Annotated in this window: 27 protein-coding genes; 19 read left to right on the top strand and 8 right to left on the bottom strand. The window is 57.5% G+C overall.

Features of this window, described 5'->3' with window-relative positions; genetic code table 11:
- Position 1: 1 nt before the first annotated feature.
- The 5 genes from EKM04_RS05800 to EKM04_RS05785 all read right to left on the bottom strand — a co-directional run bounded on the left by EKM04_RS05800 (position 2) and on the right by EKM04_RS05785 (position 1,987).
- A complete protein-coding gene (locus EKM04_RS05800; protein WP_183896962.1) occupies positions 2–283 on the bottom strand; it encodes a hypothetical protein in 282 nt (93 codons plus the stop codon).
- Entirely contained in the window at positions 280–582 is a 303-nt protein-coding gene (locus tag EKM04_RS05795; protein WP_183896961.1) for a hypothetical protein, read from the bottom strand. The genes EKM04_RS05800 and EKM04_RS05795 overlap by 4 nt, the downstream gene beginning before the upstream one ends.
- Before the next feature lie 12 nt (positions 583–594).
- Complete coding sequence (locus tag EKM04_RS22885; protein WP_286089333.1) at positions 595–723, bottom strand: hypothetical protein; 129 nt, start codon at positions 721–723, stop codon at positions 595–597.
- A gap of 108 nt (positions 724–831) precedes the next feature.
- Positions 832–1,527: a COG3904 family protein gene (locus tag EKM04_RS05790; protein WP_183896960.1), complete on the bottom strand. Its 696-nt coding sequence runs from the start codon at positions 1,525–1,527 to the stop codon at positions 832–834.
- Between the two features lie 154 nt (positions 1,528–1,681).
- Positions 1,682–1,987, bottom strand: coding sequence for a helix-turn-helix domain-containing protein (locus tag EKM04_RS05785; RefSeq protein ID WP_183896959.1), 306 nt, complete (start codon positions 1,985–1,987; stop codon positions 1,682–1,684).
- A gap of 87 nt (positions 1,988–2,074) precedes the next feature.
- On the opposite strand from EKM04_RS05785, the gene EKM04_RS05780 reads away from it, so the two are divergent.
- The 19 genes from EKM04_RS05780 to EKM04_RS05690 all read left to right on the top strand — a co-directional run bounded on the left by EKM04_RS05780 (position 2,075) and on the right by EKM04_RS05690 (position 14,782).
- Positions 2,075–2,314: a hypothetical protein gene (locus EKM04_RS05780; protein WP_183896958.1), complete on the top strand. Its 240-nt coding sequence runs from the start codon at positions 2,075–2,077 to the stop codon at positions 2,312–2,314.
- Positions 2,314–2,538, top strand: coding sequence for a hypothetical protein (locus tag EKM04_RS05775; protein WP_183896957.1), 225 nt, complete (start codon positions 2,314–2,316; stop codon positions 2,536–2,538). Before EKM04_RS05780 ends, EKM04_RS05775 begins: the two co-directional genes overlap by 1 nt.
- The gene (locus EKM04_RS05770) at positions 2,535–3,176 is read left to right on the top strand and encodes a hypothetical protein (RefSeq protein WP_183896956.1); all 642 of its coding nucleotides are present in this window, start codon (positions 2,535–2,537) and stop codon (positions 3,174–3,176) included. Before EKM04_RS05775 ends, EKM04_RS05770 begins: the two co-directional genes overlap by 4 nt.
- Positions 3,176–3,463 (top strand): hypothetical protein, encoded by a 288-nt coding sequence (locus tag EKM04_RS05765; RefSeq protein ID WP_183896955.1) that lies wholly within the window; start codon positions 3,176–3,178, stop codon positions 3,461–3,463. The genes EKM04_RS05770 and EKM04_RS05765 overlap by 1 nt, the downstream gene beginning before the upstream one ends.
- On the top strand, positions 3,441–3,857 hold the full coding sequence (locus tag EKM04_RS05760; protein ID WP_183896954.1) for a hypothetical protein: 417 nt from the start codon (positions 3,441–3,443) through the stop codon (positions 3,855–3,857). Before EKM04_RS05765 ends, EKM04_RS05760 begins: the two co-directional genes overlap by 23 nt.
- A gap of 113 nt (positions 3,858–3,970) precedes the next feature.
- The gene (locus EKM04_RS05755) at positions 3,971–4,246 is read left to right on the top strand and encodes a DUF2312 domain-containing protein (RefSeq protein ID WP_183896991.1); all 276 of its coding nucleotides are present in this window, start codon (positions 3,971–3,973) and stop codon (positions 4,244–4,246) included.
- Positions 4,247–4,249: 3 nt separating this feature from the next.
- Positions 4,250–4,819 (top strand): GcrA family cell cycle regulator, encoded by a 570-nt coding sequence (locus EKM04_RS05750; protein WP_183896953.1) that lies wholly within the window; start codon positions 4,250–4,252, stop codon positions 4,817–4,819.
- Complete coding sequence (locus tag EKM04_RS05745; protein WP_183896952.1) at positions 4,816–6,582, top strand: DNA cytosine methyltransferase; 1,767 nt, start codon at positions 4,816–4,818, stop codon at positions 6,580–6,582. Before EKM04_RS05750 ends, EKM04_RS05745 begins: the two co-directional genes overlap by 4 nt.
- Positions 6,583–6,629: 47 nt before the next feature.
- On the top strand, positions 6,630–7,112 hold the full coding sequence (locus EKM04_RS05740) for a 5' nucleotidase, NT5C type (protein WP_183896951.1): 483 nt from the start codon (positions 6,630–6,632) through the stop codon (positions 7,110–7,112).
- A complete protein-coding gene (locus EKM04_RS05735; RefSeq protein WP_234910978.1) occupies positions 7,109–7,459 on the top strand; it encodes a hypothetical protein in 351 nt (116 codons plus the stop codon). The genes EKM04_RS05740 and EKM04_RS05735 overlap by 4 nt, the downstream gene beginning before the upstream one ends.
- Positions 7,456–7,671 carry a hypothetical protein gene (locus EKM04_RS05730; protein WP_183896950.1) on the top strand — a complete coding sequence of 72 codons (216 nt, stop codon included), beginning with the start codon at positions 7,456–7,458 and terminating at the stop codon, positions 7,669–7,671. Before EKM04_RS05735 ends, EKM04_RS05730 begins: the two co-directional genes overlap by 4 nt.
- Positions 7,672–7,729: 58 nt before the next feature.
- On the top strand, positions 7,730–8,353 hold the full coding sequence (locus EKM04_RS05725; protein ID WP_183896949.1) for a DUF1376 domain-containing protein: 624 nt from the start codon (positions 7,730–7,732) through the stop codon (positions 8,351–8,353).
- On the top strand, positions 8,347–8,538 hold the full coding sequence (locus EKM04_RS05720) for a hypothetical protein (RefSeq protein WP_183896948.1): 192 nt from the start codon (positions 8,347–8,349) through the stop codon (positions 8,536–8,538). The genes EKM04_RS05725 and EKM04_RS05720 overlap by 7 nt, the downstream gene beginning before the upstream one ends.
- Positions 8,538–9,356, top strand: coding sequence for a hypothetical protein (locus EKM04_RS05715; protein WP_183896947.1), 819 nt, complete (start codon positions 8,538–8,540; stop codon positions 9,354–9,356). The genes EKM04_RS05720 and EKM04_RS05715 overlap by 1 nt, the downstream gene beginning before the upstream one ends.
- Positions 9,356–10,909 carry a terminase large subunit gene (locus EKM04_RS05710; protein ID WP_183896946.1) on the top strand — a complete coding sequence of 518 codons (1,554 nt, stop codon included), beginning with the start codon at positions 9,356–9,358 and terminating at the stop codon, positions 10,907–10,909. Before EKM04_RS05715 ends, EKM04_RS05710 begins: the two co-directional genes overlap by 1 nt.
- Positions 10,910–10,977: 68 nt before the next feature.
- Positions 10,978–11,346 carry a hypothetical protein gene (locus EKM04_RS05705; RefSeq protein WP_210290135.1) on the top strand — a complete coding sequence of 123 codons (369 nt, stop codon included), beginning with the start codon at positions 10,978–10,980 and terminating at the stop codon, positions 11,344–11,346.
- Between the two features lies 1 nt (position 11,347).
- Positions 11,348–13,606, top strand: coding sequence for a portal protein (locus EKM04_RS05700; RefSeq protein WP_183896944.1), 2,259 nt, complete (start codon positions 11,348–11,350; stop codon positions 13,604–13,606).
- A 10-nt stretch (positions 13,607–13,616) separates the two neighbouring features.
- Positions 13,617–14,594, top strand: a complete 978-nt coding sequence (locus EKM04_RS05695) for a hypothetical protein (RefSeq protein WP_183896943.1) — start codon at positions 13,617–13,619, stop codon at positions 14,592–14,594.
- A gap of 8 nt (positions 14,595–14,602) precedes the next feature.
- A complete protein-coding gene (locus EKM04_RS05690) occupies positions 14,603–14,782 on the top strand; it encodes a hypothetical protein (protein ID WP_183896942.1) in 180 nt (59 codons plus the stop codon).
- Between the two features lie 36 nt (positions 14,783–14,818).
- Here EKM04_RS05690 and EKM04_RS05685 read toward each other — a convergent pair whose 3' ends face one another.
- The 3 genes from EKM04_RS05685 to EKM04_RS05675 form a co-directional block, all read right to left on the bottom strand.
- Positions 14,819–15,622: a DUF2971 domain-containing protein gene (locus EKM04_RS05685; RefSeq protein WP_183896941.1), complete on the bottom strand. Its 804-nt coding sequence runs from the start codon at positions 15,620–15,622 to the stop codon at positions 14,819–14,821.
- Positions 15,623–15,960: 338 nt separating this feature from the next.
- Complete coding sequence (locus EKM04_RS05680; protein ID WP_183896940.1) at positions 15,961–16,710, bottom strand: hypothetical protein; 750 nt, start codon at positions 16,708–16,710, stop codon at positions 15,961–15,963.
- Positions 16,688–16,903, bottom strand: coding sequence for a hypothetical protein (locus EKM04_RS05675; RefSeq protein WP_183896939.1), 216 nt, complete (start codon positions 16,901–16,903; stop codon positions 16,688–16,690). The genes EKM04_RS05680 and EKM04_RS05675 overlap by 23 nt, the downstream gene beginning before the upstream one ends.
- Positions 16,904–16,953: the final 50 nt, after the last annotated feature.

Below are 16,953 nucleotides of genomic sequence, written 5' to 3'. Positions count from 1 at the left end.
GTCAGTGAGCCCTCTCGCCGTAGGCTGGTGCGACGATGGCGCCGATGACGTGATCGATCTCAAGATCGCCGAAAATGCCAACGCCGTGATACAGCGCCGACATGCCTTCCGCGAGATTGGGGGCAGGGTAAGACAGGACAAATCCCAGAAGGGAGCCGCTCTCGTCTGGATAAAGTGCCCGCATCGCCTTAAACGCGATGTGCTTCACCGCATCCGGTGCCGGGGCGATATCAGCCGCAGCGTCGAGTGCCACGTCGGCGCGCTGTCTCAATGTGAGCGTCATGCCGCAGCTCCATAGATGGCCTGCATCATGTCGATGCGGTTCTGCAGGGCAAGGTCCGCGATCATCTCGGGATTGTAGTAGTAGGTCGGGGCGCGTTCCTGCCAGAGAATGACATTCGCCGTCGCGTCGCCTTCCCCCGCAGCGTCGAGCAGCTCGTGACACTCAGTGATGTCAGTGTCGTTCGCACCTTGCGTGGTGCGACCATCGTCGCAGATCATCGCGCCGCCGCAGGAAGAGCAGCAGTCAGGATAGAAGGTAAGGCGTTCAACAGCGCCGCAATTGGTGCAGGTCCATCTCATCAAAGCGGCACCTCAGCGGTTCAAAGCGCTGTGGCACGTCGCGAGCGACGCTACCTGCGAGCAACGGGCGTAGCCGTCATCATTGATGCTGAAAATCAGGGCGAGCGATATCGCTCCCGCAAACGCAAGCAGGTTCCGCATATGTCAACTCCATCGGTAAATCTGGTTGCAGCGAAGCAACCTTCGATGGAGATGAGAATATCCGCTATAGAGGATATGTCAAGTGACGTGTTCTCTATAGAGGATATTTTAGTGCTTGCAGGCTGGATATAGGTTCAGTGGATCGTTGTTGATGTACGATTCAGGGAACGGGCAGCCGACCCGTTTTTCTCCCTCAGGCGATACGGCCGGGCGTTCGGATGCTGACGCGGTCCCTACGAGCCTGAACCTCTTGAGGAGGGCAGTGTTAAACACCAGCATCTTCGCTGGCGGCGTTTCCATGATGAGGGTCAATGCCTCGGGATCTACATCGAGGGCAATGAAGTGTCTTAGGACGCTGGCCGAGAGTTGCTGGGTGAGGGACGTCGCCTCGTCCCCAGCCGGCGCCTCCCCCGCGGGCCAGTAGAATTGATGTGATCCTAATGCTCCGGTGTCGGAAACAGTCCGATGTGCCCCTCCCACGAAAGCGAGGATGCAAGCAGAGAGGCAGCGGGCATCGCTCGGCACGAATGTATCAGTTCCGTTCCGCCTCAGATCTCGTCCGATCTTCAACGCTTCTGTGACTGAGCCGCCGTCAGAATTGAATACGATCACAGATTTCTTACCGTCGACTCCCAGCAGCCCCCGCAACACCGCGGCATCCCCTACCGAAATAGTACCAGATGCCCTGATATATCGGGCGGTTGACTGATGCTCCAATATCTTGAAATCAAGGCCCAGGGCTCCGCTAGGTGCGAGCGCAGACACCGAAATAACGACAGCTGCAATCTTAAGTGTGTTTACCATCTGTTAATAGCCGCCGTTTCCCGTCTTGATTATGTTCTTGTTCTGTTCCATCATCCTGCTTGGCAAAGGGATGGAATATTTATGCGCGTTTCCAGATTGATCGAGACACTCAATTCGCTCACAGATGAGCAAAAGCGTGGGTGTATCGACGAGCTTAAGGCCGCGGCGTATTCCGAAGGATCTTCAAAATCCCGTCCCTCATTTCGGGAGAGCCCTCAAGAAGAGATAAAATCTCAGCCGTCTCAGCAGAGACGTCTATCCCGTAGATGATCTGGGACAGGCTTACGTTGAGAACCTCACAAACCGCGACCAGATTGTCGACTGTGGGGTCCTTGCCGTCCTTTAATATGGAATGAACGTAGCCTGGGCCCTTGCCCGCGGCCAACGATGCTTCACGAGCGGACATGCCGCGCGCCGATAATGCGTCCCGCAGACGCGCTCTCCAATCCGCACTTTTCATGGTGGCAATATCCTCTATTTCGGATATTTCTGCACGTCCTTCATAGTGGATGGTTGACGTATCCTCTATCGAGGATATATTCACGTCATGATGACCGAACAAACCTCTCAACTCCTCTCGAAAATTGATGCTTTCCTGAACGATACGGGAATGGGCGAATCCTATTTCGGCAAATGCGCCGTGGGAAACTCCGAACTCGTCGGCAGGCTTCGCAATGGCGGCAAAGTCCTCCAAGACACTGGCGTAAAGGTCGTTTCGTTCATCGAGGCCGAGCGGTTGAAGCGTAACGTTCCTGAGCCATCCCCGGTGCCGGAGGGCGTTTCGTGATGATGGCCAATGTTCACGCCTTCTACATCCAGACCGACGAAGCGTTGCTGGCCAAGCTGCGCCCATCCGATGGCCCTCTGTTTGTCTCGCCGCCATGTGCTCACTTTTCTTTCCAGACCGATTTCGACGAAGTGGCGCAGGACATCATCGAAGGTCGCCACCGCCATCGCCCGCGCAACGTCTTCGCGCCCAACAGTTTTTCCAAGCACAGGGGGCGCAAGTGACCGTCATCCCATTCCCAGCATCCCCGGTTTCTCTCTCCCCGAGGGCTGACCGTGAACCCGAGGCAAAAGGTATTGCGTCTGCCTCGGGCGTTTTCTCTCATCTTCGCCAGTTCCTGCGGAGCGCACGTCAGGCCATGATCGCGGCTCCTGTCCGCACTGAAAGCCGTCTGATTGCCCTGTCGTCGCACCGCATCGCCTCCAATGATCCTCATCTAAAAGGCGTCTTCGGTTTTGCCGAAGAAGAACCTCTCCGTTTCGACATTGCACCGAAACGTATCGGCGGTTCCGCAGGAAAATTCCCGCAACATTGCGGGCAAGGCTCCGCAGTCCAGTTCGAAGTGACTGGCCTCGTTACCTGGCTGAAAAGAACGTTTCCGCGTGCCACGACGCACCACGTCGAAGCGGTGACGGGAATACCTGCTGCAAGCGTTGAGAACTGGCTGCACCGCCGCTCACAGCCATCGGTGCAGCACTTTTCGCTCCTGATCTCTGCATTCGGACCATCGCTGCTCGCAGCATGTTTCGATGAGCCCCCGGAATGGGTCGATGACGCTGCGAAGCTCCAGCGCCGTCGGGAGATCGACGAGCAAATCAGCAGGCTCCAAAGCGAACGCGCCAAGTTCGGAGAGGTAGCCTGATGGTGGCCGAGAAAACATCAGTCGGTGGACTGGTCCGCGCCGCCGAAGACAGGATCATCGCGGAAAAGGCTCACGCCGCCCGAACCCCGTCACTCACGGTTACCCAGATCCGGTCGAGCCTCAAAGACATGATCCGCTCCAAGATCTGGTGGATCGACAAATTCTCAGAAGGCCGCGCCAAGCGTCCCGATCACGAAATCGCATCGGCACGACGCCAGTTGGCTGCGCTGGTTCAAGCCGACGATCTGCTGAAGGGGGGACACAGTGCAGCAGACCGCGGGGGATGACCCGGAGCGCGTGAGTTTCCACGCTGTATCGCGTTATGTGCAGCGTATCCTGGACATCGACGTCCATCAGGACTTTGCGACCGAAAAGGCGAGGGCTCTTGCTCTGGCTGACGCGGCTGAAACAACGGTTGACGCTCTCAGGGCGCTGATCTGGACAAAGGGCCTCGCTGCTGCGGCGAAATTCGGACTTCAGAGTTTCGATAACCGCTTATTCGCCGCCGTCATCGCCCAGCCCGGTGGAGTGGTTGTTACCATTCTTCTCCCGCGGGTCAGGGACACCGGCAAGCTGAAGCTCCTCTCTGAAAACGAACTCAAAAGCAAATCGTGGCGCATCGCGCGCCGGGCAACCGCGCGTCAGTTGACGCTCGACAGCATAGAAGGGGTCGAACGGTGACAAATCTAAATTTCACAATCGAGCAGAAGCAAGTTCCGGTGCTCAAGGAAGCTGCCCGCAAACTGACAGATGCCGCGAGGGGTAAAGCTCATAATCCGACGCTGCCGGGGCAGATCGAAGCCTTCGACCGTGACGAGACCGGAGAAGCGGCTACCGAAACCGTGGCCGCTGCCGAGCTCCGTTCGATCATTGAGCGGGTTGAGCGTCTTGAGGAAGAGAAGTCCGCGATCTCAGATGACATAAAAGACGTGATGGGAGAGGCAAAAGGCCGGGGTTACGACACGAAGGCGATCCGCACCATCATTCGCCTGCGCAAGAAGGATGCAAACGAACGCATCGAGGAAGAATCGATCTTGCAGACTTACATGGCCGCCCTGGGGATGGAGTGAGCCATGAAGAACCGATGGAGAACACTATCCGCAGAGGCGCGTAGCGCTGCGATCATCGAAGCGCATCCGACCACAATCGGCACCGGCGCGGCTATTGCTGACGCGCTTAGCAGGAAGTTTGGCGAACGCATCACTCGCAGTTCGGTAATTTCGTTCTACAACCGGCACCCTGAGAAGATGACAGCGGTGCCGCTGACCGGCAGGCCCGGCAGGGAGATGGCGAAGGATCGCGCCGAGGCGTCGCAGCCACGCCCGCAGCCCAGACGTCCCTCTGCGCGGCTCGCCTCGAGCGGTATGGCTTTCTCATCTCCAAAGGTGAAACCTGTCCCTGCGCCGATCATCGTTGCCCAGCCGGTGCCGTCTATTCCGGTGCCGGAGCCACGCAATCTTCGCCTTTACGAGCTCGATGCCGGCCATTGCCGTTGGCCGATGCAAGGCGACCGCGAGAACATGCTGTTCTGCGCCAACGCAACGCATGACGGCACCTCGTATTGTCACTTCCACAAGACCGCATCTGTCGGCATCGGTTCCAAGGCCGAGCGTGCCGCCGTGCCGCGGAGGCTCACGGCATGAACATACCGCTGCGCCCATCATTCTTTGATCTCGATAACCGTATGACCGTTGTTCTCTTCGCCGGCATGGGCGGGGGATGCGACGGCCTCGAGCAGGCAGGCTTTCACGTCCACCTGGCTATCAACCATGACCCTATCGCGGTCGCTGTTCATCAGAAGCGGCACCCGCACACGCGCCACCTCCGTTGCGATGTGTTCGAGGTGTGCCCGAAAGAGGCAACGAAGGGCCGGGGCGTGCGCGTCCTGCATGCCAGCCCGGACTGCACACATTTCAGCGTTGCCAAAGGTGGCAAGCCTGTCTCGAAGCGTCGCCGCTCGCTGGCGTGGGTTGTCTGCCGCTGGGCCGGTACCGTGCGGCCGGAAACCATTACGCTCGAGAATGTGCCCGAGATCCAGACGTGGGGCGGTCTTATTGCCAAGCGTTGCCCGGTGTCGGGGCGCGTGATGAGGCTCGACGGAACTGTTGCGAACAAGGGCGAGCGCGTCCCTGTTCAGGAGCAATGGCTTATCCCCGACAAAAAGAAACGCGGGATCATTTGGCGCGCCTGGCTGAAACACATGAACCGCCTGAATTACAATTTTGAAGGAAAGGTGTTGGTCTGCGCAGATTATGGCGTCCACACCATTCGCAAACGGTATTTCGGCGTGGCACAGCTGGGCGGGCTTCCTATCGTCTGGCCCGAGCGCACCCATGCACCGCGTAAAGATGCAAAACGCCTTGGCCTGAAGCCGTGGCGAGGCGTATGCGAAGTCCTCGACTGGTCGCGACCGGTCAAATCGATCTTCGGGCGCAAGAAGGATTTGGCCCTCGCCACCAAACGAAGAACCGCCCGCGGCGTCGTTCGGTATGTCGTGAATGCAGCAAAGCCGTTCCTCGTGCCGATCACTCACACCAAGAGCAACCTCGGCGCACGTTCGACCGATGAGCCGTTGAACACGATAACCACCGCCAAGGGCGGGGAGATGATGCTTGCGGTACCGCGTCTGGGCGCAACGATCCAAGCCTATTACGGCGGCGAGAAGGGCATACGGCGCAGCGGCGATGTAGAAGAACCCTTGCAGACGTTCGTCACAGAACCCCGCCATGCCGTCGCAGCAATCAGCCTACAACGGCAGTTTGGCGAGAGCGTTGGTGCCGATGTGTCCGAACCGGCACCGGTGTTCACCCCAGACGGTCAAGGCAAAACCGCCGTTGTCGCGGCATTCCTCGCCCAACACAATGAGGGACCACGCGCGGGTCTGAACGCAAGAGATGCGCGAGACCCGGTGTCGGCTCTCACTACGACCGGATCACAGCAAGGTGTCGTGGCAGCGTCGATGCTGGCGTTGCGCGGTACCAACAAAGACGGGCGCGACATTTGCGAGCCTATGGCAACCCCAACCGCTGGGGGCAACCACGCTGGCCTTATCTACGCGTTCCTTCAAGCCTACTACACCGGCAACGGCGGGTACGAGCAAAGCATCACGGAACCGGTAGGTGCGATGACGCAAAAGGCTCGCCACGGCTTGGTGACGGTCAAGGTCAAAGGCGAGGATTACGTTATCACCGATATTGGCATGCGCATGCTTGAGCCGGAGGAAGGTGCGGCAGCGCATGGTTTCGCCAAAGGCTCTCTGCCTGACACCATCACTCTGGACGGGAAAGAGGTTCGTCTCACGAAGACGCAAAAATATCATCTTGTTGGCAACTCGGTGCCGCCCGAAATGGTGCGGCTGCTGGCCGTTCATAACGTTCGTCATGCCTTTGCGGAGGCTGCTGAATAATGAGCCGTAGATTTCATCCTACTATCTATCTCGATCTAGACGGCGTCATGGCTGACTTCGACGGCCATTTCCCGTCCGTCTTCGGTGTAGATCAACGTGCGATGTCACCCGCCGCGATGTGGCAACTCATCAACGCACGTTCCGGCTTTTTCAGGGATATGCCGAGCTTTGAGGGGGCGAAGGCCTTCTACGACAGCATCTCGTGGATGAACCCCATCATTCTCACTGCCTGCCCATCGTCCAGCTATCAGGATGTGGCCCGGCAGAAGCGTGGATGGGTCAGAGAGCATCTATCAACAGCGTGCCACATCCTGCCTGTCATCGACGGTCTGAATAAGCCGCTGTTCATGCATTCGCCGGGCGACATCCTCATCGACGACTACAAGCGCAACATCGCCGCTTGGGAGCACGAGGGCGGGGTTGGCCTGCTGCACTCGCAAGACTTCGAAGCCACCTATCAGACGTTGGCGAACCATGTGCACGATTATCGGAACCGCACCGGACGCTACAGCGAGGCGGTGCCAGCATGAAGCCCGTCACATCCGCCCAGTTCAGGAAACAACGCAAGGCCAAGACGGGTACCTCTATAGCCCGCCGAGCGGCAAAGCGCGACATCGCAGAGCCAGAGATCCGTGCAGCGCTCGAGGCGTTCGGCATGTCCGTGTTCTCGCTCAACGAACCCATTGATCTCCTCGTCGGCTTTCGCGGCAAGACGCATCTCGTCGAGGTTAAGACGGGGCACAAAGGTTACGCCAAGGCTCTCAACGACAACCAGCAGGCATTCGCCAACGAATGGCGCGGCTCAGCCGTCGTCACGCTGCACAGCCGCGACGAGGCCATTGCGTGGGCCCAGCAGACGAGCAGGGGGCAGCCATGACCAGTAGGCTTGAGCGGGCTGTCACGGATCTCATGCAGCACGAAATGGAACAGTTTGCCGAGTGGTGCTCCAAGCAATGGACCATCACGCCGGAGGTGTTCAAATCCGACAATGTGTTCGACACTAAACCGGAAGGGTACCGCGAGGGCTACAATGCTGCTCTCGAAGGCCTTCCGATTGCTCTCGAGCAGTATTTGGAGAGCAGGTCATGACGCGATCGCTCGCCCTCACACCCTTTCAACTCGCACTGCACTCAGAAGGGACGCCAGCATGAGCCGTCGTACCATGCCTTATCATCGTCGGTACCACGGCGACGCGCTTCAAGGGTACCGTAAGCTTACGCTCGAACAGCGTGGTGCCTACACGACGATCCTTGACCTGATCTACGACGAGGCCGGCCCTATCGAGCGGAATGAACGCTGGCTTGCTGGTGAGCTGAACTGCTCGCTTCGGAAGGCCAAAGCTCTCCTCGACGAGCTCATTGCGCTGCGCAAAATCTTCATCACCGCAGGCGGCAAACTGAGTAATCATCGCGCCGAAACAGAAATACAAAACTCGCTGAATATCTCGCGAAAACGAGCTGAAAACGGATCGAAACGCAAAGATAATCAGCCTGTGGAACGGGAAAAGCCCAACAAAAACAGCAGGGCGGTCAAGCAATTGCTCGACAATTGCGCTGTAATACCAGAGCCAGTACCATATATAACAAATATCCCTCCGACAGTAGATGAGGATACGCATTGGCCGAGAGAAGTCTTGGACCATCCGCCTGTGGTCGAACCACACCCGCTTAGAAACCATCGGCTGATTGAAAGTCTGGATCGCAGAACGGGATCTGGTGCTGCTGCTGCGCTTGCCGCTGGACGAGCGAGACGCGGAGGTCGCCAATGGTGAAGAAGCCAACGATTTTCGGCAGAGTTTTGTCACTCCTAAAGCCGAAATCTGAGCCTGTGAGCGACTGCGCTTCGTGCCGTGGCACAGGCGTGTTCAAACTCTATCTCGGCCACGGCGTGGTCATGAAGCGCACATGCTGGTGCCTGGGTGAGAATACCCCACGTCGCCTTGAGGTGACAGGCTGATGGCAATCAAGAAACCAACCACCAGCAAGGCCACAGGCAAGGCTCAGACCGGCAAGGTGACGAAGCCGAAGGCCAAGCCTAAGCCCCGCAAGACCAAGGCCGATGTGCGCTCGAAGTTCGAGGCACCGCCTGAGCCGAAGGACGTCCGGTACCAGAAACATTTCATAGGTCTGGCCCGCACGATGTTCCTCGCCAAGGTGTCGGAAGACGAGATCGCTCACGTCATCGGCATCGAGCGCGAGACGATGGAGTGGTGGAAGGAAGAGCACCCAGAGTTCGGCGCAGCGTTCCGCCCAGATCCGCGCAATTACGGCGGGCGTCCAACGTCTTGGGATGAACGCAACATCGCCATCGCAAAGCAGCTCGCAGGACTCGGCGCTACGGATCTCGAGATAGCCCAGGCATTCGAGGTGAGCATCCGCACCATCCATCGCTGGAAGCTGGAATACCCAGAGTTCCGTGAAGCGCTCGAGATGGGCAAGGACGTGGCCGACAACCGCGTCGAGCACAGCCTGTACCAGCGCGCCACAGGCTACAGCTTCGATAGCGAGAAGATCGTTGTCGTCGAAGGCGAGCCGCAGCGCGTCGAGATCATCGAGCATGTGCCGCCTGACACCAAGGCCGCGATGTTCTGGCTGCAAAACCGCAGGAAAGACGCATGGCGCGCCGTCCAGCATATCAATCACGACGTCGAGAAGGGCAGCCCGCTCGGTTCCTTCCTATCGAAGCTGGGCAACAGCACGTTCGTCCCGGTCGAGGATGACAAAGCCGCCAACACTTTCGTGCCTGTCGAAGAACCTGAGGGTGACGATCGATAATGTATGAGCACCTCGCCGGCATGACGGAAGAGCAGTTCCTCGAGAACCTCAAAGATCCGAATTGGCGCATCCGCAACCTCTACTACATCCTCGATAAAGACGGGCAGACGGTTCTCTTCAAGCCGAACGAGGCGCAGGAGACGTTTCTAAAACGCATCTGGCACCGGAACATCGTGCCGAAAGCTCGCCAGCGCGGTTTCTCTACGGTCATACAGCTGCTGCTCTTGGATGCCTGCCTGTTCAATGAGAACCAGCGGGCAGCGATCATTGCGCAGGACCAGTTCACCGCCAGCAAGATCATGCGCAACAAGATCGAGTTTGCGTATGCGCGGTTGCCGGACTTCATCAAGTCCGAGCGACGGATCAAGGTGGACAACACCGAAGAGAAGATCTTCAGCAACGGATCTTCGATACAGGTTTCCACCTCGGCCCGCGGTGACACGCTCAACTGGCTGCACGTTTCCGAGTTCGGCATCATCTGTTTCGAATCGCCGTTGAAGGCGGAGAAGATCGTCACCGGCGCGTTGGCCGCCGCGGGGCAGGGCATCACCTTCATTGAAAGCACGGCCAAGGGCCGCGATGGCGCCTACTACAAGATGGTCATGGAGGCCAAGGCGAACGCGGATGCTGGCAAGCGACTGTCACGCCTGCAGTACCGCATGCACTTCGCATCGTGGTGGGATGCAGACGAATACGAGATCGACCCCGAAGGCATCATCATCACGCCGAAGGACGATAAGTATTTCGACGAGCTCGAGCGCGAGATTGGCCGTGAGATATCGTTGGGCAAACGCGCTTGGTACGTCGCCACCAGGCTGAACGATTATTCCGACGACGACGAGATGATGTGGCAGGAATACCCATCGACCGTCGAGGAAGCTTTCAAGGTTTCCACCGAGGGCGTCATTCTCGCCAAGCAAATGACACGGGCGCGCGCAGAGGGCCGCATTACCCGCGTGCCATGGAGGCCAGAGCTGCCGGTCAACACGTTCTGGGACTTGGGCGTAGATGACGATATCGCCATCTGGTTCCACCAGTCCGTCGGCATGATGGACCACTTCATCGATTACCTCGAGTGCAGCGGCGAGCCGTACAGCTACGTCATCGCCGAAATGCAGAAGCGTGGTTTCGTCTGGGGCCACCACTTCCTGCCGCACGATGGCAACCAGCGCCGACCAGGTGCGCTCGTCATCGAGACGCCACAGGAAATGTTGGAAGGCCTCAGGCTCCAGAACATCCACATCGTACCGAGAACGCCCGACCTGATGGCTATCGGGCTTCCGGCGCTGAAGGATGACTTCGTCAATTACGTGATCGACGAGGAGAAGTGCAAGCAAGGCATCCTGCATATCGACAATTATCGGAAGTCTTGGAACAAGAATATGGGCGTCTGGTCCGACACGCCGAAGAAGAACGGCCACCAGCACGCACCCGACGCGATCCGCCAAAAGGCTCAGTATCGCGACGAAGTCCGCCGCCTGTGCGGAACCATCCGTCCAACATCATCCAACAACGGATCACGCCGAAGAGCGCGTGACCCAATGACGCTGTGAAAGGCACCAAAATGGGACCAGATCTGGATCTAAATAAGCGCGTATGGACTTTCCGCAAAGACGGCATTATGGCTATCGGCACTTGGATACGGCTGGAAGATCGATTCCGTCCGTGTATGGTTCTTATTCCAGCGGACAGGGAATATGACGACAGGCTGACGCCTTGCGTGGTCACTATGGACCGCGCATGGATATGGTCAGAGGAAGTCGGCGACCCTGCCCAAGCCGCTCACACGGCACACCAGTTCGCAAGTACCCTCGGCCTTAACGCTCATGACCGTCGCACCGTGATCCGGATAGCGATGTTTATCGCTGACCACCTGGGCGACCTCCTGTCTATTCCCCCATACCCGACTGACGATCAGCAGACCGTGGCCGAAGTCACCATGCGTGACCCCAACACCGGGCGAACCATCGAAGCTGAAATAAGGGAATAGAATGTTTTCACTCGACGCTGACGACGGTTCAGTGAGGAAGAAGCGATACGAATCGCCCATTCCGACAGACACGCCGGCGTCGACCCGCCCACAAGCTGGAAACGCGCTGGATAACAGCCGTAACACCCAGCTCCACAAGCGGCTTCTGGGTTTCTACACCCGCGAGCTAGATCGTCAGTCCGAGAACCGCCACGATATGGCCGTCGACGCGGATATGTACGACAATATCCAGTGGACCGAAGAGCAGACAAAGGTGCTGAACGACCGCGGGCAATCGGCCCTCGTCTTCAACGTCACTGCTGTCACGGTCGATTGGGTCATTGGTACCGAGAAGCGCGCGCGTACCGATTTCAAGGTGCTGCCGCGCCGCAAGGAAGAGGGAAAGCCGGCGCAGCGCAAGTCCGAGCTGCTCAAGTACCTCTCAGACGTCAACCGCACAGGCTTTCATGTAAGCCGCTCTTTCGAAGATGCGGCGAAGATTGGCGTTGGTTGGATGGAGGACGGCTACCAGGGTGACGACGAGGGCGAGCCGCTGTTCTCCCGCTACGAATCGTGGCGCAACATGCTGTGGGACAGCGCGGCCTCCGAATACGATCTGAACGACGCCCGGTATGTGATCCGCACCAAGTGGCTCGACCTCGATGTAGCTCAGGCCATGTTCCCGAAGCGCAAGGCACTACTCGAGCGCAGCATCGACGATGCAGACAGCTTTGCCATGATGGATGCCTATGGCGATGAAGCCATGGACGGCCCCGAGATGGAAAATCAGGGCAGGGGCGACGGCACCTATGTTTCCGACCGCGTCACAGGATACCAGCGACGCCGCGTCAGGATATTCGAATGCTGGTTCAAGATGCCCGTCCAGACACCCAAGATTTCAGGCGGCACCTTCGCTGGCGAAATCTACGATGAATATTCGCCTGGTCATAAAGCCGCTGTAGAAGAAGGCGACGGCGAAGTAGTGAAGAAGCCGACGATGCGCATGTATGTCGCCCTCTTCACGTCGGCTGGGATGCTGTGGCTTTCGCCATCGCTTTACCGTCACAACAAATACCCATTCACACCGATCTGGAACAAGCGCCGCGACCGCGACGGCATGCCGTACGGACTGGTGCGCAACATCAGAGACATTCAGGTCGATATCAACAAGCGCGCAAGCAAGGCGCTGCACATCCTTTCGACCAACAAAGTGGTCATGGACAAGGGCGCGGTAGATGACATCGACGAGCTGCGCGAGGAAATAGCCCAGCCGGACGCCATCATCGAGGTGAATACCGGCAAGAAGTTCGCTTTCGACGTCGACAGAGAGTTGAGCCAGTGGCACCTCGAGCTAATGTCGCGCAACATCCAGATGGTGCAGCAGGTAGGCGGTGTCACTGACGAGAACCTTGGGCGCAGCACCAATGCCGTGTCAGGCATCGCCATTCAGGCCCGGCAGGAACAGGGTGCACTTGCCACAGCCAAGCTCTTCGACAGTCACCGATTTGCCCAGCAGGTTCGTGGCGAAAAGCTGCTCGCCAACATCGAGCAGTTCATGTCGGACGAAAAGCAATTCCGCATCACGAACATGCGCGGCAATCCGGAGTATGTGACGGTCAACGACGGTCTGCCGGAAAACGATATCGTCCGCACCAAGGCGGATTTCATCATCGACGAGCAAGACTACCGCGCCACCGTCAGACAGGCGCAGGTCGAATCGTTGATGGAGCTGCTCGGCAAGCTCGCCCCAGTGAACCCGCAGATAGCGATCGTCATGCTCGATCTCGTGGTCGAGAGCATGGATATCCCGCAACGCGAAGAGATCGTGAAGCGCATCCGTCAGGTCACCGGCATGAAAGATCCTGATGCGGACGATCAGGCACCGTCGCCGGAAGAGCAGCAGAAAGAGCAGGCAGCGGCCCAGCAGCAAAAGTTCCAGCAAGAAGCGGCCATGGCACAGCTCCGCAAGACAATCTCTGAGGCTGCAAAGAACGAGGCCCACGCCGCTGACATCAAGGCCAAGACCGTCGCCGCCAATGTCGGCAGCCAGAAATCAGCACTCGAAGCAGCTGGTGCCGTGATCATGGCTCCGGGCATCGCTGACATCGGCGACGCGATCCTGCACGAATCCGGTTTCGTGTCGCGCTCCGAAGGCGAGCAGACCATGCAGGCCGCCGCGATGGAAGCCCAGCAGCAGCAGGCACAAGCCGCGCAGCAGCAGGCGGCACAGCAACCCCAACAGCAACCGCAGGACCCTATGGCTATCGGCCTGGGCGCATAAGGAGACGACTATGGCTTTAAAGCCCACCGAAGCAGAACTGGACATGCTGACCGAGGAAGAGCGCGCAGGCCTCGAAGACGAAGATATGGTGGATGAAGGCCTCGAAGACGGGGCTGAGGGCGGCGAGGAAGGCCTAGACGGCCATGCCGCTGAAGCGGTCGCTGCTGCTCTTGCCGCATCCGAGGCGGACAAAAAGCCGGACGCCGTCATTGACGAGGATCTGGAGCTTGCCAACGGCGATGGCACCCAGCGCCAAGTAGCAAAGCCAGACGACGCCGCCGCAGCGGCAGCGGCAGCAGCCGCGGCTGCCGAGGGCGATGCAAAAGGTGGGCAGGCTGCAACGCCGCCAGCCGTGGTGGAAGAGCGCCGCCCTTCGTGGGTGCTTGATCCATCGATACCGGAGAAGCTGAAGTCCCTCGACGAGGAACGCGACCGGATCACTGCCCAGTTCGATGACGGTGAAATGACCGGCGCCGAGATGCGCGCCAAGCTGAAGCCGCTCGAGAGCCAGATCGACGAGATCAGAACGACGATCATTTCTGCCAATGTCGGCAAGACGAATGCCATCGAGCACTACAAGGACGTCACCGTCCCTGCTTTCTTCGAGAAGCATGTCGAATATCAGCCAGGCACAATCCTGCACACGATGCTGGATGCCGAGGTGCGCAGACTTCAGCAGGCGTCGGCCAACCCGCTGAACCCAGCGATCCTCGAAAAGGCCCATGAGAACATCACGTCACAGGTCGAGAAGGCCTACGGCGTGAAGAAAGCCGCACCGAAGGCTGAAGCAAAGACGCCGGCAGCGGCCGCAGGCTCACGACAGGTTCCGCCAACGCTCGGTGGCGTACCCGCTGCTGATGTGAGTGACGCCGACGACGGCGGCGAGTTCGCGTGGTTGGACCGTCTGGCCTCCGTAGATACCGAGAAATTTGAAACCGAACTCGCGAAGCTCTCAGACGAGAAGCGCGAACGATATATGGCTGAATAGGAGCCTTGATGTTGCGACTTGCCGTTAAGCTGGGGGATGCGGTGTACATTGAGGGTGTGGGCACGATCCACATCGAAGAAAAATCGGGGCGCAGCGTGCGCCTCGGTTTCGAAACTGAAATGGGCCCGATCACGATCATCAAACGCGATGAGACCGGGCTTACACGGCGTCAGCAGCAGATGATCTGAGTTAAATCGCGCGATAAATATGAAATCGTTGAGGCGTCAAGTCCGATACGGCACCTCCGATACACGAACCTCGACATTCAGATAGTTTTTTCGTCTAAGTAAGTTTTCGACACTTTGCTTATTCAAACGCTGCTGCGGACCAGGTCCAATAGTTATATGCGATATTGGTAGTTTGTCTGCACATACGGGAAGGAACGGGACAAGCAAGCCGCCACGGGTGAAGAATTCCACGTCGTTCATCTGTTGAGATGGGCGAGTGATAAAAAATCGCCATTCGTTCTCTTCTGCAAAACCGGGATGTTTGTATCGAGGGGCCTGTTCTAAGATGACCCCGGCGGCAATTTCGGCTGGCGTCAAACCTGGGCTTCCTAGAACCTCGTCCCAGTCTATAAGAGAAAGGCTCAGGAGACCGTAAAGTTTCGCTCTCGCTTCGTTTTCCTTGTATGAGATTCTCGTTGGGGAACCGTACAGTTTCTTAAAGATATCTGCTAGTGGCTGGCTATGAAGACTAATGCTTATGCCTTGACTAATGCCACCGTATGCCCGCCATTGGCTCAGTAAATCATCGTCTGTGCAAAACGAGGTCGCGAAGATAGAAGGCAATCGGTCGTCTGCTAGACCGTCCTCAATGTCGCTGTCATAAATGTAGTGAGAGGATGGGCGATTTTGCACTAAGTCTCTTAAAACGCTTCTCGCTATATCGATCGCGAATTTTAATTCTGACCCATCGTTGAGATACAGTACGTTCGAGGCGCGGAGACCATTGTCAAGGATACTCTCTAAGACATCAAGCTTTGTATAATGGCTCAGATAGTCGGGTGGTAGGTCACTTGGGCTCATTCAATCACTCCAATTTCAGGAGTAAAGTGGCTATCACCTCCTGCGGTTCATGACGAGTCTGGCATGCTCCCAGTATTCCTCGCACATCTGTGTTGCGATCCGGGCGTTTGCGACCCAACCCGTGTTCGGGGTCGGCGGGCTGCCTTTGTAGAGGCTCGAATATCTCCCAGCCCATTGCCAATTGCCCTTCGTCGGGCCGTGCATCTCTTTCCTGATCCTGCCTACGCATTCATTGCCATCATACCCGCTCCAATCGAAGTCTGTCGGCGGATCGTTCGCGTCGATCTGTGTTCTTTGCCAACGGTATTTGGGCTGGTAGGGTGTTGTCGCTATGATGATTAGCTCTCGCGCCGTCCAATACCGCTGAAAGCAGCAGCGGCAAGTTGAAAAACTTGGCATATCTCTAAGACTTCGTCAGGGAAAAACTGCAGCATCTTTCCGACCGCAACTCGTTTTTCCCGATCTTCAAAAGCAATAGCTGCGGATCCGGCACCATGAATGCGCTGCGCACGAATAAGACCTCCCATGGGCCCCTCGATATCGAGGACGTCACTCTCCACAGTTTCCGCCAACGACGCGTTTACGACCAACCATCGTATAACAAGCTCTGATCCATCCGTAGCATCCCTTGGATCCACCACTCCTAATCTATGCGCCATGCAGTTTCGCGCGCGGTTGTACCCAACCAGTCTAACCTTCCATTCGGGAGCAACCGAAAACTCGTCATCGAGGATGGCTAATTGATCCTCGATACCCTTTCTTTCGAACTGGCTTTGCGTCACAGAAAATGAACGTTCGGGGGCGTTCGCTATCGCATCTCGGTAAACGCCCATTAGGAACACTGAAAAGTTCTCGATCACATCTCTCAACACAGTCGAGGCCGCCCAACTCTGAAACTCACCATGCAGTTCGTTTGAGTCGGCAGTTCTGATGTTTTCGAAATTGAAATTCAGCCCCCTGATAGTAACTTGATGGTCTGCGTTGCTAGGGGTCGCCTTCAAGCACGCGATGTAGTGAAACGCCGCCAACTGAATAGCACGTTGCATTTTGTCGAGCGGGCGTAATTCAAATAATGTTCTTTGCTTCATCTATCGGTTTCTCTCTCAAACTGTTTCGCCAGTCATCAGTATACCCAAAAGCGGGTGCTGGGATAGGCTCACTGAACCAAAAGGTAGTAAACGCTTTCACGTCAGGCGCACAAAACCAGTGTGCTTGGCCGTTTTGATCCACTGCCCACCAGCGGGCATTCTTGGGTGCCTTCTTCCAGTCGATTTCGAACATCGTAGCTCTCCGACAGCTTCCAATTCCTGCTGCCGCAAACTATAACCGAA

The organism is Rhizobium skierniewicense Ch11 (assembly GCF_023757665.1).
In the GTDB taxonomy this organism is placed as follows: Bacteria; Pseudomonadota; Alphaproteobacteria; order Rhizobiales; family Rhizobiaceae; genus Agrobacterium; species Agrobacterium skierniewicense.
Note: the sequence above shows the minus strand (reverse complement) of the source record. Positions and strands in the feature narration are given on the sequence as shown.

What these genes read in the sequence shown, in the direction of transcription:
- EKM04_RS05710 (WP_183896946.1), top strand. Translation starts at nt 9,356, where the DNA reads ATGTATGAGCACCTCGCCGGCATGACGGAAGAGCAGTTCCTCGAGAAC.
- EKM04_RS05690 (WP_183896942.1), top strand. Translation starts at nt 14,603, where the DNA reads ATGTTGCGACTTGCCGTTAAGCTGGGGGATGCGGTGTACATTGAGGGT.
- EKM04_RS05790 (WP_183896960.1), bottom strand. Translation starts at nt 1,527, where the DNA reads ATGGTAAACACACTTAAGATTGCAGCTGTCGTTATTTCGGTGTCTGCG.
- EKM04_RS05800 (WP_183896962.1), bottom strand. Translation starts at nt 283, where the DNA reads ATGACGCTCACATTGAGACAGCGCGCCGACGTGGCACTCGACGCTGCG.
- EKM04_RS05735 (WP_234910978.1), top strand. Translation starts at nt 7,109, where the DNA reads ATGAAGCCCGTCACATCCGCCCAGTTCAGGAAACAACGCAAGGCCAAG.
- EKM04_RS05700 (WP_183896944.1), top strand. Translation starts at nt 11,348, where the DNA reads ATGTTTTCACTCGACGCTGACGACGGTTCAGTGAGGAAGAAGCGATAC.
- EKM04_RS05695 (WP_183896943.1), top strand. Translation starts at nt 13,617, where the DNA reads ATGGCTTTAAAGCCCACCGAAGCAGAACTGGACATGCTGACCGAGGAA.
- EKM04_RS05775 (WP_183896957.1), top strand. Translation starts at nt 2,314, where the DNA reads ATGATGGCCAATGTTCACGCCTTCTACATCCAGACCGACGAAGCGTTG.
- EKM04_RS05680 (WP_183896940.1), bottom strand. Translation starts at nt 16,710, where the DNA reads ATGAAGCAAAGAACATTATTTGAATTACGCCCGCTCGACAAAATGCAA.
- EKM04_RS05785 (WP_183896959.1), bottom strand. Translation starts at nt 1,987, where the DNA reads ATGAAAAGTGCGGATTGGAGAGCGCGTCTGCGGGACGCATTATCGGCG.
- EKM04_RS05795 (WP_183896961.1), bottom strand. Translation starts at nt 582, where the DNA reads ATGAGATGGACCTGCACCAATTGCGGCGCTGTTGAACGCCTTACCTTC.
- EKM04_RS05720 (WP_183896948.1), top strand. Translation starts at nt 8,347, where the DNA reads ATGGTGAAGAAGCCAACGATTTTCGGCAGAGTTTTGTCACTCCTAAAG.
- EKM04_RS05765 (WP_183896955.1), top strand. Translation starts at nt 3,176, where the DNA reads ATGGTGGCCGAGAAAACATCAGTCGGTGGACTGGTCCGCGCCGCCGAA.
- EKM04_RS05685 (WP_183896941.1), bottom strand. Translation starts at nt 15,622, where the DNA reads ATGAGCCCAAGTGACCTACCACCCGACTATCTGAGCCATTATACAAAG.
- EKM04_RS05715 (WP_183896947.1), top strand. Translation starts at nt 8,538, where the DNA reads ATGGCAATCAAGAAACCAACCACCAGCAAGGCCACAGGCAAGGCTCAG.
- EKM04_RS05730 (WP_183896950.1), top strand. Translation starts at nt 7,456, where the DNA reads ATGACCAGTAGGCTTGAGCGGGCTGTCACGGATCTCATGCAGCACGAA.
- EKM04_RS05725 (WP_183896949.1), top strand. Translation starts at nt 7,730, where the DNA reads ATGAGCCGTCGTACCATGCCTTATCATCGTCGGTACCACGGCGACGCG.
- EKM04_RS05740 (WP_183896951.1), top strand. Translation starts at nt 6,630, where the DNA reads ATGGCTGACTTCGACGGCCATTTCCCGTCCGTCTTCGGTGTAGATCAA.
- EKM04_RS22885 (WP_286089333.1), bottom strand. Translation starts at nt 723, where the DNA reads ATGCGGAACCTGCTTGCGTTTGCGGGAGCGATATCGCTCGCCCTGATT.
- EKM04_RS05750 (WP_183896953.1), top strand. Translation starts at nt 4,250, where the DNA reads ATGAAGAACCGATGGAGAACACTATCCGCAGAGGCGCGTAGCGCTGCG.
- EKM04_RS05780 (WP_183896958.1), top strand. Translation starts at nt 2,075, where the DNA reads ATGATGACCGAACAAACCTCTCAACTCCTCTCGAAAATTGATGCTTTC.
- EKM04_RS05745 (WP_183896952.1), top strand. Translation starts at nt 4,816, where the DNA reads ATGAACATACCGCTGCGCCCATCATTCTTTGATCTCGATAACCGTATG.
- EKM04_RS05705 (WP_210290135.1), top strand. Translation starts at nt 10,978, where the DNA reads ATGGCTATCGGCACTTGGATACGGCTGGAAGATCGATTCCGTCCGTGT.
- EKM04_RS05675 (WP_183896939.1), bottom strand. Translation starts at nt 16,903, where the DNA reads ATGTTCGAAATCGACTGGAAGAAGGCACCCAAGAATGCCCGCTGGTGG.